The organism is Bacillus sp. FSL K6-0268 (genome assembly GCF_038005425.1).
GTDB lineage: Bacteria > Bacillota > Bacilli > Bacillales > Bacillaceae_G > Bacillus_A > Bacillus_A thuringiensis_S.
Genome location: NZ_JBBOTF010000001.1, coordinates 5,133,207 through 5,149,532, shown reverse-complemented (window position 1 = coordinate 5,149,532; position 16,326 = coordinate 5,133,207). Strand labels below are relative to the sequence as shown.

Sequence of the window (16,326 nt, the reverse complement as noted above, 5' to 3'; positions counted from 1 at the left end):
GAAAACAATGCATTTAGGCATAAAAAAACAAGCTATTATGTATTAGCCTGTTTTTCAAATAATGATGCAATTTCTCGTTTATAATCCCCGCTTATAATACCTTTCTCAGTAATAATTCCTGTAATTAATTCGTTCGGTGTTACGTCAAATGCAGGGTTATAAACATTCGTTCCGATTGGTGCTACTTGTTTTCCAAAGATTTTCGTAACTTCTGTTTCATCTCTTTCTTCAATAATTATTTCGGCTCCAGTTTCTTTCCTAACATCAAATGTTGACAGTGGCGCAGCAACATAAAATGGGATATCAAAGTGCTTTGCTAAAATAGCTAAATTCATTGTCCCTATTTTATTTGCCGTATCTCCATTTGCAACAATTCGATCCGCCCCTACAATAATTGCATTTATTTCTTTCGTTTGAATAGCATGAGCTGCAGTATTATCTGTAATAAGGGTCACATCAATATTTGCTTGCTTCAATTCCCAGGTCGTTAAGCGACCACCTTGTAAAACTGGTCTCGTTTCACACGCATATGCATGTAAACGCACACCTTTCTCTTTTCCAATATAAAAGGGAGCTAATGCAGTTCCATATCTGGCAGTTGCGATACTTCCAGCGTTACAGATTGTTAAAATATTATCGCCATCTTTAAAACATGTTAACGCATATTCCCCAATATTTCGGCACACCTCTTCATCTTCCTGCTGAATGCGAAGCGCTTCTTCTTCTAATGTTTTTTGTGCTTCTTTTATTGTAGTAATCTCTCGAATAGATTCTCTCATACGATCAATTGCCCAAAATAAATTTACTGCTGTCGGGCGTGACGTTCCTAAATAATTACAATCTCTATTAAACTTCTTTTGAAATTCTTCAATATGTACAGTGTTATATTTTTTTGATGCAAGCGCCAAGCCAAATGCAGCTACAATTCCAATTGCAGGCGCTCCTCGTACTTCTAACATTACGATGCTTTTCCAAACCTCTTCAATAGTCGTCAATGTTTTGTATTCTGTGCTATGCGGCAATTTCGTTTGATTTAATACCGCAATTGCATCACCTTTCCAGCTTACAGATCTCGGAACAGTAACAATTGTACTCACGCTTTTACGCCCCCTGAAACTGTCTGTTGAAATAATGTTCGAAACAGTTGAATATCTGCACTTTTAGATTCATATTTTATTAGTTCTTTACCTAAGGATAGCGCTTGCTTCTTAGCTTGAATTCTTGTTTCTTTATTTTCTATTTCATCTAAATCTGCTACATGAGCTAAACCAATTGTTCTACGAATCAGTTCACATCCGGCAAATCCAACTGCATCAGTAAAGATATTTTGCAAAATAATTGGTAACCATTGTTTTTCTTTCGTATATACTTCTACACCTTCTCCAATCCATAACTTTGTAAAAGTCTCTACAAAATAACTCCACGTCTTTTCTATATGGAAAAATAGTACACTTCTTTTTTCTTCTTCTCTAGATAAAGCATTTAATAATAGATTTGCAATAAATTGACCTATGTCAAATCCAAATGGGCCATATGTCGCAAATTCTGGATCAATCACTTTCGTTTCAGAAGGTGACGAAAAAATACTACCAGTATGTAAATCACCATGAATAAGAGTTTCTTTTCTTGTTAAGAACTTATATTTATATTGTGCTACTTTTAGTTTTAAAGTTTTATCACTCCAAAGTTCATCAACCACGAGCTGTAAATCTGGCTCATAATCATTTGTATCATAATGTCCAAACGGATCTGTAAACACTAAATCCTCTGTAATTTTACAAAGGTCCGGATTTACAAAGGTACCTTCTAGTACCCTCTTCTCTTCTGACTGTAAACCAAAATCTGAAGTATAAAATAAAACATGTGCTAGAAAACGGCCGATATGCTGGGATAAAAGCGGATATTCTTCTCCGTCTATTAATCCTTTTCTTGTAATTGTTAGTCTTGATAAGTCTTCTATTACCGTTATCGCTAACTCTTCATCATGACTGTACACTACCGGAACATAATCCGGTACATACTGCGCAAAAATTTGCAGTGCCTTGCTTTCAATCGTTGCTCTTTTTATAGACAATGGCCAGCTTTCACCAACTACTTTCGCATAAGGCAGTGCTTGTTTTATTATAATTGATTTCTCTCCATCATCTAATTTGAACACGTAATTTAAGTTTCCGTCTCCAATTTCATGACAAACGACATTTGCCTTCGCTTCAAAATAGCCATGATCTTTCGCATATTGTACAGCTGTTATTTCTGTTAATGAATAATATCCCATCGTCTTCTCCCCCTTTTTAAATTCAGAGGTTTTTCTAACATAGAAAAACCTCTTTCCACTAAGAAAGAGGTTTGAAGTTTATCTTCTCCCCTCTTATCTGCCAGAAAGTTTTACTTTCTGCTGGAATTAGCACCGTGCCTTTTGGCGTAATAAACGCCCCATTTCACAATGGTATTACGGTCGGTTGCTGGGCTTCATCGGGCCAAATCCCTCCACCTGCTCTTGATAAGAGTTGTATAATTTTTTGAATTTTTAACTTTATGTTGAAGACTATACCAAGAATAAAAATCACTTGTCAACATTTTATTTGTATAATTCTGGACGACGATCCGCAAAAACTGGAATTCCTTTACGTACTTCTTTAATTTTCTCGAATACAAGCTCTCCAAATAAAATTGATTCTTCTTCATTTGCTTCTACAACAACCTCGCCCCAAGGATCGACAATTAAAGAATGACCGGCAAACTCATTATTCGGATCCTTTCCTGCCCTATTACAGGCAACAACATAACATTGATTTTCAACTGCTCTTGCTTGCAATAGCAAACGCCAATGTGCTAAACGAACTAATGGCCATTCTGCTACAACAAATAAAACTTTTGAACCTTTTGCAGTATGAACGCGCATCCACTCTGGAAAACGAATGTCATAACAAATTGTGCCGGCGCACTCTACATCATCTAACTTAAATTCACCTGTACTATTTCCAGCGATTAAATATTTATGTTCATCCATAAGCTGAAATAAATGCACTTTACTATATTCATTGACTAGTTCTCCTTCCTTGTTTACCACATACATTGTATTTGTAACACCTTGCTCTGTTTGCTTCGCTATGGAACCACCAACAATATGTACACCATATTGTTTCGACCATTCTTTCAACTTTTCTTTCGTTTCCAATCCATCCCTATCTGCAATTTCAGAAAGTCTTGCTAAATCATATCCTGTTGTCCATAATTCTGGTAAGACAATAACATCCGGTCTCTCCTTCATCGCTTCGCTTATTTTATTTTTAGCATTCTCAATATTTTTTTCTACATCTCCAAAAACAATATCCATTTGAATACATGCGACTTTCATTTTTTCAGCCCCATTCTTATTTTTCTCTTTACAAAATACTGGAAAGATTATATCATTTGTCACTAGAATTGTAACAACTTTCAAAAGAGGTGGAAAGTATGAAATTATTTCAACCTTCTGAGATAGTAACATCATTGCCAACACAATTTTTCGCTTCACTTGTTGCAAAAGTTAACAAATTCGTTGCAGCTGGTCACGATGTTATTAATCTAGGTCAAGGTAATCCAGATCAACCAACACCGCAGCATATCGTAAAAGCTTTACAAGATGCTGCAGAAAAGACCATTCATCATAAATATCCGCCATTTCGCGGACATGAAAGTTTAAAAGAAGCCGTGGCAACATTCTATCAACGTGAATATGATGTAGTAGTAAATCCGAAAACTGAAGTTGCTATATTGTTTGGTGGAAAGGCTGGATTAGTAGAATTACCAGTTTGTTTTACAAACCCTGGTGATTCGATTCTCGTTCCAGATCCAGGCTATCCAGATTATTTATCAGGAGTTGCTTTAGCAAAAGCACAATTTGAAACAATGCCGCTTATTGCAGAAAATAACTTTTTACCAGATTACACAAAAATTAATAACTCTATTGCCGAGCGTGCAAAATTAATGTTTTTAAACTATCCAAATAATCCTACAGGTGCTACTGCATCAAAAGATTTTTTTGATGCAACTATTCATTTTGCTAATAAACATAATATATTAGTGGTTCATGATTTTGCTTACGGTGCGATTGGATTCGATGGTCAAAAACCTGTTAGTTTCTTGCAAGCAGACGGTGCTAAAAATACAGGTATTGAAATTTACACTCTATCGAAAACTTTCAATATGGCTGGCTGGCGTATTGCTTTTGCAGTAGGGAATGAAAGTGTCATTGAAACCATTAACTTATTACAAGATCATATGTATGTTAGTATTTTTGGTGCAGTTCAAGATGCTGCCCGCGAAGCACTATTAAGTTCACAGTCTTGCGTAATAGACCTTGTAAATAGTTACGAATCTCGACGAAACGCTCTTATTTCGGCTTGTCAATCAATTGGTTGGAATGTAGACATTCCAACAGGGTCATTCTTTGCATGGCTTCCTGTTCCAAAAGGATATACCTCTGAGCAATTTGCTGATATTTTACTAGAAAAAGCACATGTTGCAGTTGCTCCTGGTGTTGGATTTGGTGAACATGGCGAAGGGTATATCCGTGTTGGTCTCTTGCATACAGAAGATAGATTACGGGAAGCCATTAATCGAATTGATAAATTAAATTTTTTCAAAAAGTAATTGACAACATGAAAAATATCTGACAAAATTCAGTTATCTTAAAAATTTAAACATTTCTAAATACTTCTTATCAAGAGCAGGTGGAGGGACGAGCCCGACGAAACCCGGCAACCGATCTACAATTGTAGACACGGTGCTAATTCTCGCAGCATTACGCTGACAGATAAGGAGCTGGTTGTAAAAAAACCTCTCCTTAGCTGAGAGGTTTTTTTATTTAACTAGGAGGTTATAACAATGAGCGGAATTATAGCGACGTATTTAATCCATGATGATTCACATAACTTAGAAAAAAAGGCTGAGCAAATTGCACTTGGTTTAACAATTGGCTCTTGGACTCATTTGCCACAATTATTGCAAGAACAATTAAAGCAACATAAAGGCAACGTCATTCATATTGTGGAATTAGCTGAACATGAACATACAAATTCGTATTTACGTAAAAAAGTAAAACGCGGAATTATTAAAATCGAATATCCGTTATTAAACTTCAGTCCAGATTTACCAGCAATTTTAACGACTACATTTGGAAAGCTATCCCTTGATGGCGAAGTAAAATTAATTGACTTAACTTTTTCAGACGAGTTAAAAAAACATTTTCCTGGGCCAAAATTCGGGATAGATGGTATTCGAAATCTTTTACAAGTGCATGATCGTCCCCTTTTAATGAGTATTTTTAAAGGAATGATTGGACGAAATATTGGGTATTTAAAAACGCAATTACGCGATCAAGCAATTGGTGGTGTAGATATAGTAAAAGATGATGAAATATTATTTGAAAATGCATTAACACCACTTACGAAACGCATTGTATCTGGAAAAGAAGTTTTACAATCCGTATATGAAACATACGGACATAAAACGTTATATGCCGTAAATTTAACAGGACGAACTTTTGATTTAAAAGAAAATGCGAAACGTGCAGTGCAAGCTGGAGCTGATATTCTATTATTTAACGTATTTGCTTACGGACTAGATGTACTACAATCACTTGCAGAAGATGATGAAATCCCAGTTCCTATTATGGCACACCCTGCTGTAAGTGGTGCTTATTCAGCATCTAAGTTATATGGAATTTCATCTCCATTATTACTCGGAAAGCTACTACGCTATGCTGGGGCTGACTTTTCATTATTCCCATCTCCATACGGAAGTGTTGCGCTAGAAAAAGAGGAAGCTCTTGCTATCTCAAAATATTTAACTGAAGACGATGCATTTTTCAAGAAGAGCTTTTCTGTTCCGTCTGCTGGTATTCACCCTGGTTTCGTTCCCTTTATTGTACGAGATTTCGGTAAAGATGTTGTTATTAATGCTGGCGGCGGGATACATGGACATCCAAATGGAGCGCAAGGCGGTGGTAAAGCTTTCCGTACTGCAATTGATGCTACTTTGCAAAATAAACCACTCCATGAAGTAGATGACATAAATTTGCATAGTGCACTACAAATATGGGGAAATCCCTCTCATGAGGTGAAATTATGAGTATTCAAGTATTTTGTGATTTCGATGGCACGATTACAAATAATGATAACATTATGTCCATTATGGAAAAATTCGCACCACCAGAAGCTGAAGAAGTAAAGAATAGAATTTTATCACAAGAGCTATCTATTCAAGAAGGTGTTTCTCAATTATTTCAATTAATACCTACTCATCTGCACGATGAAATTATTCAATTTTTAATAGAAACTGCTGAAATTCGTAATGGTTTTCATGAATTTATACAATTTATAAATGAAAATAACATTTCTTTTTACGTTATATCAGGTGGAATGGATTTCTTCGTCTATCCACTCTTACAAGGACTCATTCCAAAAGAGCAAATTTACTGTAATGAAACAGATTTTTCAAATGAATACATTACGGTGAATTGGCCTCATCCTTGTGATCATCATTGTCAAAATCATTGCGGATTATGTAAATCATCACTCATCCGTAAATTGAGTGATACGAATGACTTCCATATTGTGATTGGAGATTCAATTACTGATTTACAAGCTGCGAAACAAGCAGATAAAGTATTTGCTCGTGACTTCCTTATTACAAAGTGTGAAGAGAATTATATTGCTTATACACCGTTTGAAACATTCCATGATATTCAAAATGAATTAAAACATTTGTTGGAGGTGAAATTATGAAACAACTTTTTCGTCAATGGTATGACTTAAGCGAGATAAAAAAAGAATTAACAACACGAAATTGGTTTCCGGCAACGAGTGGTAATATTTCTATAAAGGTTAGTCATGAGCCCCTTACTTTTCTCATTACAGCAAGTGGTAAAGATAAAACAAAAACTACTCCAGATGATTTTCTATTAGTAGATCATTTAGGGGTTCCCGTATTAGAGACTGAATTACGCCCGTCAGCAGAAACAGTATTGCATACACATATTTATAACAATACAAATGCCGGGTGCGTACTTCATGTTCATACAACTGATAACAATGTCATCACAAATTTATATAATGATGCAGTCACCCTTCAAAATCAAGAAATTATTAAAGCTCTCGATATTTGGGAAGAAGGTGCAACAATTCACATTCCTATTATCGAAAACCATGCCCATATCCCAACGCTTGGAGAAAACTTCCGAAAGCATATAAAAGGTGATTCAGGAGCAGTATTAATCCGTAACCACGGTATTACCGTATGGGGCCGAGATAGCTTTGATGCAAAGAAAAGATTAGAAGCTTATGAGTTTTTATTCCAATTTCATATAAAACTATTATCAATTCAAGGAGGCGTTTCTAATGGCGCAAATTCGTATTCATGAAGTAAATACTCGTATTGAAAATGAAGTGGAAGTATCTAAATTTCTACAAGAGGAAGGCGTTTTATATGAGAAATGGAACATTTCTAAACTTCCTACTCATTTAAATGAAAATTATTCGTTAACAGATGAAAACAAAGCTGAAATATTAGCTGTTTTTTCAAAAGAAATCGCTGATGTTTCAGCAAGTCGAGGTTATAAAGCACATGATGTAATTTCACTTTCAAATAGCACACCTAACCTTGACGAATTATTAATTAATTTCCAAAAAGAACATCATCATACAGATGACGAAGTTCGCTTTATCGTCAGTGGTCATGGCATTTTCGCTATTGAAGGCAAAGATGGGAAATTCTTTGATGTTGAACTTGAGCCAGGCGATCTCATATCTGTTCCTGAAAATGCAAGACATTATTTTACCTTGCAAGATGATCGTCAAGTTGTAGCTATTCGTATTTTTGTGACAACTGAAGGCTGGGTTCCAATCTATTAAGGTAGTTAGTTGAATAAAAGGACTTGGACCCCCTTTTCCAAACTTTTATTCACTCTACATATATACATCCTCCTATGGAACAGGCTTATTTCATTTTTGAAATAAGCCTGATTTTTTATTTACTCAAAAGTACCACTTCATCACAAATTTAACACCTTGATTTTCCAAGTATATTTTTTGAACATTTTTTGAATATTTATTGAATTTTTTCTGAAAATTCTGTTTTGTATATGATATACTACAATTAATTAAGAAGGAAAATAATATCGCAAACAGAGGGGGATAATCATGAGCTTACTTATCGCACTTATACTTGGGGTTACATGTGGAGCATTTCCAGTTATTTTAGGAGCTATTATGGAAGAGTTAGAAATTGGTGTTTTAGGATTTGTCGCATCTTGTGTAAGCGCTTTATTGTTTGGTTTATTCGGCGCTATTCCTGTTTCAATTCTGTGTGCTTTTTATATAATACGCCATGCTCGTACAAAACAATTGGGTCCTAATCACATCGCACAAATTATCCCATTCCCGGTTGAACGATGCCGCCGCGCTTCTAACTTATAATTATAAAAATTAAAGATGACTAAATAAATAAAAGTCCTCAAATGAGGACTTTTATTTATTTTCTTCTAGAAATTGAAACAATTCTTGTAGATGTAGGGCATCTTCACCATAGCTAACAGATACATGAAATATACCGTCAATCTCAGCTTGCATATAAAGATCCACTCCATCACGATCATATTTCAATGCCAAATAAAACTCCATTTCTTCTAACATCTTTTTTGAGGTTCGAATTACATAATGCCCCTTCTCATCTCTTCCATATTCAAATTCTGGTTCAAAATCATATTTTTGTTTAAAAGCTTCTTTTTGTTTTTCATTAATTTTTATACAAGTAGCTCGCTGTACAGTATCAATCATCTCATCAAACTTTTGAAGGTCCACCTCGTTTACCCCCTTATATATTTTTTAAATAATACTTGTGTTCCACTATTTTCTTCTCCATCCTTAATTAACTCTTCATACAATTCTTTCGCCATACTTAAGCCCGGGACTGATAATTGTAATTTTTCTGCTTCCTCTAAAGCAATTTTAATATCTTTCATAAAATGCTTTACATAAAATCCCGGCTCAAAGTCTCCTTTTAACATTCGAGGAGCTAAATTACTTAATGACCAGCTACCTGCTGCCCCTGTTGAAATGCTCTCTAACACTTTATCTGGATTCAGTCCAGCCTTCTTCGCGTAAGCAACAGCCTCACATACTCCAATCATATTGGAAGCAATCGCAATTTGATTGCACATTTTTGTATGTTGTCCACTCCCAGCTGGTCCTTGTAATTGAATGTTTGTTCCTAACTTTTCAAGTAAAGGTAAGCATCTATCATATATTTCTTTCTCTCCACCTACCATAATTGCGAGTTTTGCTTCTTTCGCACCAACATCTCCTCCTGAGACAGGTGCATCTAACGTATATATATTTTTGCTTTTTGCAACTTCATTAATACGTTTTGCTAAAGTAGGTGTAGATGTCGTAAAGTCAATTGCTATCGTACCTTCTTTTGCATGTTCTATAATTCCTTCTATACCAAAATACACTTCTTCTACATCATGTGGATATCCAACCATTGTCATTACAATATCAACTTGCTTCACTAACTCTTTTGGCGTATCACACCATTGTGCACCATCTTGCACTAAAGAATCTGTTTTTGCTTTCGTTCTATTATATACATATACTTTATGACCATCTTGCATTAAGTGATAAACCATACTTTTTCCCATTACGCCAATACCAATGAAACCTATTGATAAAGTTTTATGTTCCATTTTCTCATCCCCTTTGTTCTAATAAATCATTTACCATCTTTCGGAACTCTTTATTAAAGTCATCATCCATACTATTTTTTACATTTGAAAATAACATAACAAAAATTCCTTTTTCTTTATTAAAATTATTGAAAGTGTTCCAACCAGATAATACACCATGATTATGAAAATAATCTGCATATATATAAAAACTAAATGCATATTTCCGTTCTGCTGAAGGTGAAAACATTGCTTGTATACTTTGTTCAGAAAGAAGTTTTCCATTTATAATTGCTTCGTCTAACTTCTTCATATCTCCAACTGTCGTATACATCTCACCACAACCATATAGCCAATCCATGCCTAACTTCTGCGCTGGTACAAGCTCTTGATTTTTTTTCACATAACCCTTTGTAAAATTTTTATCGCCAGGTACCATATTTCCCATACCGGATTCATGCATATCTGCTTTTACAAATATGTTTTCTTTTATGTAATCTCCTAAAGGTTTTTTCGAGATATGTTCTATTATATAAGCAAGAACCATATAATTATAATCTGTATATCTCCAACCTGTTCCTGCAGGAAATTCTAAATTTTGACGTCCGATCCAATTAATTAACTGTAAACGGGAAGCAGCATTAACATTGCCTTTTGCGTGTTCAGGTAAACCAGAGGTATGGGTTAACAAATGATATAGTGTAATATTTTTATTCTCCGGAAATGAAGGAATATATTTATTTACATTATCTTGAATATTCAATTTACCTTGTTCTTGCAACTGTAAAATAGATGTGGCAACAACTGTTTTCGTAATAGAACCGATACGATATTTTGTTTGAGGCGTATTTTCTATTTTATTTTGAACATCAGCATACCCATATCCTTTATTCAATATAACATGCTCTTTATCTGTTACCAAAACTGTTCCATTAAATTGCTTTCCGACTAAATATTGATCTAATTTTTGAGATATGCTAGCATAATCAATTTGTTGCTCTTCTTTTTCTTCTATATTCCCTTGCACTTCTGGTTCAATAGTAGGATTCACCTTAGTTGTTAATACTGTGTTTTCCTTTATATTGGGGCTAACAAGAAAATAGTATACTCCGCCGCCAACTATAGCAGACAGTGAAGCCATTATCATTACTTTTTTTATCATGTCGATCCTCCATAATTCCTTCGCTAAAAATTGTCCCCCTATTCTATTATCAAACAATAAAAAAAAATCGCAACAATTTGTTGCGAAAAATTACATTTTTTCTTTTCTGTACACACATACTTGATTCTTTCCATTTTTTTTCGCTTCATATAAAGCAATGTCCGCTCGTTGCATTAATTCTTCTCTTGTAGTTCCTTGTTCATATAACGCAACTCCAAAGCTAGCTGTTAGCTTCGAAATTCCAGTGAATTGCTTTGTTTCAATGAAGAATCGTAATGACTCCGCAACTTGAAATGCTTCCTTTTCTACTGTATTTGTCACTAATATAATGAATTCTTCTCCTCCCCATCTTGCAAATACGTGTTGCTGCTCCACTTTAGATTTCATAAGCTCTGCAAGTTGTATTAATGCCAAATCACCAAAATCATGACCATATGTGTCATTAACTGTTTTAAAATTATCTATATCAAATAAAATGATTGCTATTTTCTCATCACTACGTATTACCTTTTCCCACTCTACCTCTAGTATTTGTTGAAACTTTAAACGATTATAAATCTCTGTCAATGAATCTACCATAGCAAGTCTTTCTTGTTCTTGATAGATTTCATCTAATTCTGTAATTTCCGTACATTTTACAATAAATCTTGATAAATCTTCTGGCAATGGTGTCGCACGTAATAGAAAAGTAGATAATTCCCCTTCATAATTTGACATCTTAATTCTTCTACCACTTGATAAAGTATCGTCTAGCCATGTTATATCATGCGTCGTCGAGTAGTATCCATTTTCTCTAATAAAATGTTCAGCAAATACTAAATGTTGCTCACGATAGGCAAACAAATTTTCATATCCGAAAAAAGTTAAAAAATTTGTATTACAATCAACAATCTCATCATCTTCTACTATAAATAATAAATCATTTTGAAAATCAAACATCGTTTGAAGCAGTTCCTGTTGCAAACTAACTTGCCTTACTAAAGAAAGTTGATACAAACTCTTATTCACTTCTTCTAATACTGCTTGTGGAGTTACAGGGGCTATTACAATATTACGTATTCCTAATGCAAGTACATCTGTAAATTCTTTTGTTATTTGTTGATCCCAAATGACAATGAATGTACTTTGCGGGGTATACATATTCTTTATATATTTGATTTGAGAATAATCTGTTACATACATAATTATAATGTGCGGTTTCGTTCTTTGAAATAATAGTTCGCCCTCTTCAAAATTATTTGCTATAAACATACATTTTGGATGGATATTTTCTATCGTTTGTTGATGCTTACATCCATTTTCTATATAAAGGACATTTAACTGCAAATCTTGTAACACATTTTGGAAAACCGTATTCTCTAATAAAAAATGTAGTATGTTCATCACTAGTCTTCACTCACTTCATATATCTTGTTCTACTGAATTCCTCACAAACATTTTTAAAAGACTGTTCTCTAATAAACTTTAATTTGCGAGAGATACATATTAACAAGCTAATTGAGAATGTTATCTTCCCTTTTCACTCTATAAATTCCTTTTTTAGTGTATGATTATAGGAATTATATCGTTTGTATGAATGCCCTAGCTTATTTCTTAAAACTTGACAATTAAAATAAAGATATTATATTCTTAAATTCGACAACTTACAAAATGTAAGTAATATACATTGCGTTTTCTTGATAATTTTATATACAATTTGGAGGATATATAATGACAAACGACAACTTTTTTAACGTTTTATATGAACGCACATCTACACGTGCATTCAACCCAAATAAAGAAATCTCATCTACAGAATTGCATGAGATTTTAAAAGCCGCAGCACAAGCACCTTCCGCTTGGAACTTACAACACTGGAAATTCCTTGTTTTTCAAGGTGAAGATGTACAAAAACGATTACACCCAATAGCTTATAACCAACAACAAATTCTTGATGCTTCTGCAGTAGTCGCTATTTTAGGTGATTTAGAAGCTTATAAAAATGTTGAGCCAGTATATGGTCCAATTGTAGAACAAGGATTTATGAAAGAAGAAGCAAAAGAACGCTTAGCTAAAAATATTGAATCTGCATATGCTCGTGAACAATTCCCGAGAGATGCTGCCTTTTCAAATGCATCTTTAGCAGCAATGCAACTTATGCTTGCAGCTAAAGCAACTGGTTGGGATACTTGTGCTATTGGTGGCTTCAATCCACAAGCACTGACAGACGAATTTAACGTTTCATCTCGTTACGTTCCAATTATGCTTATTACAATTGGTGAATCAACTTTAAAAGGTCACCCTGCACCACGTATGAGCGTAGAGCAAGTGAGTGAGTGGGCAAAATAATAAAAAACGAAGGTAACTACATTACCTTCGTTTTTTATTTCCTGTCATACTTTTGTAATATTACTACAAATCATTCGACATTTATACTTATAGAAAAGTATATTCTATTCCTTTATCATAAATAAACGTGACGTTTTGTGTCGAATTTTGTTAAGGTATTGAAATATACCCGTGTGTTTTTATTACAATTGTGATACAATGATAACAAATAGATAACAAGAGAGGGATTTTCATTGAGTTCATACGGAAGCTTGATCGCACTTTTATGTCACATAGTAACTGTACTGCTTCTATATTTTATTGGTGATGCCGCAAACATCTCCATTTTACAATTCCCAAAAGAAGAAGCATTTCAATTAGAATCAGAAAAACATACTGCACGATCCATCGTACCACTACTCCTAGCTCTTCCTGTATATATCGTCGTTTTATATAAAAGTAAAAAAGTGTAAAGGCTACCCATTTCGTTTATTTTGGTGGTTTTTACATTTTTTTGTTATATTACCCCTATTTTAAACATCATTCCATACTAAACACCCAGCTAGTCATTTAAAATGAGAAAATCCCCTAGAAAAAATTCCACTCTCTGTCCAGTCACTAACTACCGAACTTACATAGATTATAAGTGTGAAGGGGGTGATGAGGATTATGTTTGGATCATTTGGATGCTGTGATAACTTTAGAGACTGTCATCATCGTGAAAGAGAGTGCGACCATCGTGACCATCGCGAGAAAGAGAGAGAGGTAAAACCACAACAACCAGCTGTATGTAACGTACTTGCTAGCATTTCAGTTGGAACAGAGCTTTCTCTTTTAAGCATTAAAGGTATCGGATCTTTCAACGATGTAATTTTTGAAGGTTTCGCTAACGGTGTTGCTCTTTTCTCCGCTTTAGCTCGTAACAATAATGATAAAGATAATAAAGACGACAACAAAGATGATAAGAACCGTCAACGTAATACTTTTAATGGTATTTTACGTGTATGCCCAACTGATATCGTTGCTATCGCTATCTAGTTCTGTGTCTTATCCTCTATAGTAAGAAAACAAGATTTACTTTTCTCATAGAAAAAACCTGAGACCGATTTCAAATCGACTCAGGTTTTTTTATTAATTATATGCTTTTAACTAGTTCAACAACTTCTTCAGCAGTTGACATCATTAATGCTTTTTCTGCTAATGTTTCCATTTCTGCTTTTGACAACTTGCTTAGTTGTGTTCTTGCAGGAAGAATAGATGTTGCACTCATACTGAACTCATCTAAACCTAATCCTAATAATAATGGGATAGCAAGTGAATCTCCCGCCATCTCACCACACATGCCAGCCCATTTGCCTTCTTTATGAGCAGCATCGATAACCATTTTTACAAGACGTAAAATAGATGGGTTATATGGTTGGTATAAGTATGATACTTGTTCGTTCATACGGTCTGCAGCCATTGTGTATTGGATTAAATCATTCGTTCCGATAGAGAAGAAATCAACTTCTTTCGCGAATTGATCTGCTAATACTGCTGAAGCTGGGATTTCAACCATCATACCAACTTCAATAGAATCAGAAACAGTTGTACCCGCTTCTACAAGTTTCGCTTTCTCTTCTAATAAAATCGCTTTCGCTTGACGGAACTCATCAAGAGTTGCAATCATTGGGAACATAATTTTTAAGTTGCCGTATACGCTAGCACGAAGTAATGCACGAAGTTGTGTACGGAACACATCTTGCTCATCAAGACATAAGCGAATTGCACGGTATCCTAAGAATGGGTTCATTTCTTTTGGTAAATGTAAGTATGGAAGCTCTTTATCTCCACCGATGTCAAGTGTACGAACAACGACCGGTTGACCTTCTTTTACACCTTCAAGAACTGCTTTATACGCTTCGAACTGCTCTTCTTCTGTTGGAAGATTGTCACGGCCCATGTATAAGAATTCTGTACGGTATAAACCAACGCCTTCTCCACCATTATCGATAATACCTTGTACATCATTTGGTGTTCCGATATTTGCAACAAGCTCAACGTGATGTCCATCACTTGTTACAGTAGCTTGGTCTTTTAATTTTGCCCATTCATTTTTTTGCTCTTCAAATTTCGCTTTCTTTTCTTCAAACGAACGAAGAGTTTCTTCTGATGGGTTTACAATTACTTCTCCATCTAAACCGTCAATGATAACGATATCGCCGTTTTGGATTTTCTCCATAACAACTTTTGTACCAACAACAGCTGGAATTTCCATAGAACGAGCCATAATTGCAGAGTGAGATGTACGTCCACCGATATCAGTAGTGAAACCTTTTGCATACTTACGGTTTAACTGAGCTGTATCAGATGGTGTTAAATCTTCAGCAATGATGATTACCTCTTCAGAAATTGTACCAGGATTTGAGAAGTTAATTCCTAGTAAATGTGCAAGAACGCGTTTTGTTACGTCACGAATGTCTGCAGCACGTTCTTTCATATATTCGTTATCCATGTTTTCAAACATAGAAATAAACATTGATGCAACTTCATCCATTGCAAATTCAGCATTTACTTTTTCGCTATTCACTTTATCTTTTACTGGGTTTACTAGTTCTGGATCATTTAACACTAATAAATGTGCTTCAAAGATCGCAGCTTTGTCAGCACCTAGCTCAGCAAATGCGTGGTCTTTAATAGCTTCTAATTCAGTTTTTGCTTTCTCAAGCGCAGCGTCTAAGCGTGCAATTTCTGCAGCTTCGTTTGTAATTGATTTCTTTTCGATGTTAAATTCAGGATTTTCAAGTCTGAAAGCCTTTGCAATAGCAATCCCACTTGATGCAGCGATCCCTTGAATGTTAAGAGTCATTATTCTCCTAATCCTTCGTTTTTCATAGTTTCTTCGATAGCTGCTAGTGCTTGAGCTGCATCATCACCATTTGCAGTGATTTTAATTTCTGCGTTTTGTTGAATACCTAAAGACATTACGCCCATGATTGATTTTAAGTTAACATTCTTTCCGTTATACTCTAAGTTAATGTCAGAACCGAATTTGCTTGCAGTGTTTACAAGTAGAGTTGCTGGACGAGCATGAATTCCTGAGTCGCTAGTTACTTTAAAGATTTTTTCCATGATAATTTATCTCCTTTAAATTACAGTATTTTTTAGTTGT

At 34.7% G+C, this 16,326-nt stretch carries 18 protein-coding genes and 2 riboswitches; of the genes, 9 read left to right on the top strand and 9 right to left on the bottom strand.

The window, feature by feature from the left end; all coding sequences use genetic code 11:
* Positions 1-35: 35 nt before the first annotated feature.
* From mtnA to MHI28_RS26990, 3 genes are all read right to left on the bottom strand, one after another.
* Positions 36-1,097, bottom strand: coding sequence for an S-methyl-5-thioribose-1-phosphate isomerase (mtnA, locus tag MHI28_RS27000; protein WP_000104611.1), 1,062 nt, complete (start codon positions 1,095-1,097; stop codon positions 36-38).
* Complete coding sequence (gene mtnK / locus MHI28_RS26995) at positions 1,094-2,275, bottom strand: S-methyl-5-thioribose kinase (protein ID WP_000542676.1); 1,182 nt, start codon at positions 2,273-2,275, stop codon at positions 1,094-1,096. The genes mtnA and mtnK overlap by 4 nt, the downstream gene beginning before the upstream one ends.
* 90 nt (positions 2,276-2,365) lie before the next feature.
* Positions 2,366-2,507: riboswitch (SAM riboswitch) on the bottom strand.
* Between the two features lie 71 nt (positions 2,508-2,578).
* Entirely contained in the window at positions 2,579-3,442 is an 864-nt protein-coding gene (locus MHI28_RS26990) for a carbon-nitrogen family hydrolase (protein ID WP_002162505.1), read from the bottom strand.
* Between the two features lie 14 nt (positions 3,443-3,456).
* Between MHI28_RS26990 and MHI28_RS26985 the strand changes: the two genes are divergently transcribed.
* The 6 genes from MHI28_RS26985 to MHI28_RS26960 all read left to right on the top strand — a co-directional run bounded on the left by MHI28_RS26985 (position 3,457) and on the right by MHI28_RS26960 (position 8,459).
* Positions 3,457-4,635 carry a pyridoxal phosphate-dependent aminotransferase gene (locus MHI28_RS26985; protein WP_000765506.1) on the top strand — a complete coding sequence of 393 codons (1,179 nt, stop codon included), beginning with the start codon at positions 3,457-3,459 and terminating at the stop codon, positions 4,633-4,635.
* Between the two features lie 64 nt (positions 4,636-4,699).
* Positions 4,700-4,805: riboswitch (SAM riboswitch) on the top strand.
* Between the two features lie 64 nt (positions 4,806-4,869).
* On the top strand, positions 4,870-6,114 hold the full coding sequence (gene mtnW / locus MHI28_RS26980) for a 2,3-diketo-5-methylthiopentyl-1-phosphate enolase (RefSeq protein WP_000014206.1): 1,245 nt from the start codon (positions 4,870-4,872) through the stop codon (positions 6,112-6,114).
* On the top strand, positions 6,111-6,770 hold the full coding sequence (mtnX, locus tag MHI28_RS26975; protein WP_000027470.1) for a 2-hydroxy-3-keto-5-methylthiopentenyl-1-phosphate phosphatase: 660 nt from the start codon (positions 6,111-6,113) through the stop codon (positions 6,768-6,770). Before mtnW ends, mtnX begins: the two co-directional genes overlap by 4 nt.
* On the top strand, positions 6,767-7,405 hold the full coding sequence (locus MHI28_RS26970; RefSeq protein WP_000811337.1) for a methylthioribulose 1-phosphate dehydratase: 639 nt from the start codon (positions 6,767-6,769) through the stop codon (positions 7,403-7,405). The genes mtnX and MHI28_RS26970 overlap by 4 nt, the downstream gene beginning before the upstream one ends.
* Complete coding sequence (locus tag MHI28_RS26965; RefSeq protein WP_000057322.1) at positions 7,383-7,895, top strand: 1,2-dihydroxy-3-keto-5-methylthiopentene dioxygenase; 513 nt, start codon at positions 7,383-7,385, stop codon at positions 7,893-7,895. Before MHI28_RS26970 ends, MHI28_RS26965 begins: the two co-directional genes overlap by 23 nt.
* Before the next feature lie 288 nt (positions 7,896-8,183).
* On the top strand, positions 8,184-8,459 hold the full coding sequence (locus MHI28_RS26960; protein WP_000054662.1) for a hypothetical protein: 276 nt from the start codon (positions 8,184-8,186) through the stop codon (positions 8,457-8,459).
* A 51-nt stretch (positions 8,460-8,510) separates the two neighbouring features.
* On the opposite strand, the gene MHI28_RS26955 is transcribed toward MHI28_RS26960, so the two are convergent.
* The 4 genes from MHI28_RS26955 to MHI28_RS26940 all read right to left on the bottom strand — a co-directional run bounded on the left by MHI28_RS26955 (position 8,511) and on the right by MHI28_RS26940 (position 12,251).
* Positions 8,511-8,843: a DUF3909 family protein gene (locus MHI28_RS26955; protein ID WP_000365611.1), complete on the bottom strand. Its 333-nt coding sequence runs from the start codon at positions 8,841-8,843 to the stop codon at positions 8,511-8,513.
* Between the two features lie 5 nt (positions 8,844-8,848).
* Positions 8,849-9,727 carry an NAD(P)-dependent oxidoreductase gene (locus MHI28_RS26950; protein ID WP_000400436.1) on the bottom strand — a complete coding sequence of 293 codons (879 nt, stop codon included), beginning with the start codon at positions 9,725-9,727 and terminating at the stop codon, positions 8,849-8,851.
* A gap of 4 nt (positions 9,728-9,731) precedes the next feature.
* Positions 9,732-10,868: a serine hydrolase domain-containing protein gene (locus tag MHI28_RS26945; RefSeq protein WP_000592892.1), complete on the bottom strand. Its 1,137-nt coding sequence runs from the start codon at positions 10,866-10,868 to the stop codon at positions 9,732-9,734.
* Between the two features lie 90 nt (positions 10,869-10,958).
* The gene (locus tag MHI28_RS26940; RefSeq protein ID WP_001023181.1) at positions 10,959-12,251 is read right to left on the bottom strand and encodes a GGDEF domain-containing protein; all 1,293 of its coding nucleotides are present in this window, start codon (positions 12,249-12,251) and stop codon (positions 10,959-10,961) included.
* 327 nt (positions 12,252-12,578) lie between these two features.
* Here MHI28_RS26940 and MHI28_RS26935 point away from each other — a divergent pair, with 327 nt between their 5' ends.
* The 3 genes from MHI28_RS26935 (at position 12,579) to MHI28_RS26925 (ending at position 14,213) form a co-directional block, all read left to right on the top strand.
* Complete coding sequence (locus MHI28_RS26935; RefSeq protein ID WP_000180387.1) at positions 12,579-13,196, top strand: nitroreductase family protein; 618 nt, start codon at positions 12,579-12,581, stop codon at positions 13,194-13,196.
* Positions 13,197-13,429: 233 nt separating this feature from the next.
* Positions 13,430-13,648: a hypothetical protein gene (locus MHI28_RS26930; protein ID WP_340828334.1), complete on the top strand. Its 219-nt coding sequence runs from the start codon at positions 13,430-13,432 to the stop codon at positions 13,646-13,648.
* Between the two features lie 196 nt (positions 13,649-13,844).
* Positions 13,845-14,213 (top strand): DUF3915 domain-containing protein, encoded by a 369-nt coding sequence (locus MHI28_RS26925; protein ID WP_000468031.1) that lies wholly within the window; start codon positions 13,845-13,847, stop codon positions 14,211-14,213.
* 97 nt (positions 14,214-14,310) lie between these two features.
* Here the strand turns inward: MHI28_RS26925 and ptsP are convergent, their stop codons facing one another.
* A complete protein-coding gene (gene ptsP, locus MHI28_RS26920; RefSeq protein WP_000174212.1) occupies positions 14,311-16,023 on the bottom strand; it encodes a phosphoenolpyruvate--protein phosphotransferase in 1,713 nt (570 codons plus the stop codon).
* Positions 16,023-16,286 carry a phosphocarrier protein HPr gene (gene ptsH / locus MHI28_RS26915; RefSeq protein ID WP_000411080.1) on the bottom strand — a complete coding sequence of 88 codons (264 nt, stop codon included), beginning with the start codon at positions 16,284-16,286 and terminating at the stop codon, positions 16,023-16,025. Before ptsH ends, ptsP begins: the two co-directional genes overlap by 1 nt.
* Positions 16,287-16,326 lie beyond the last annotated feature (40 nt).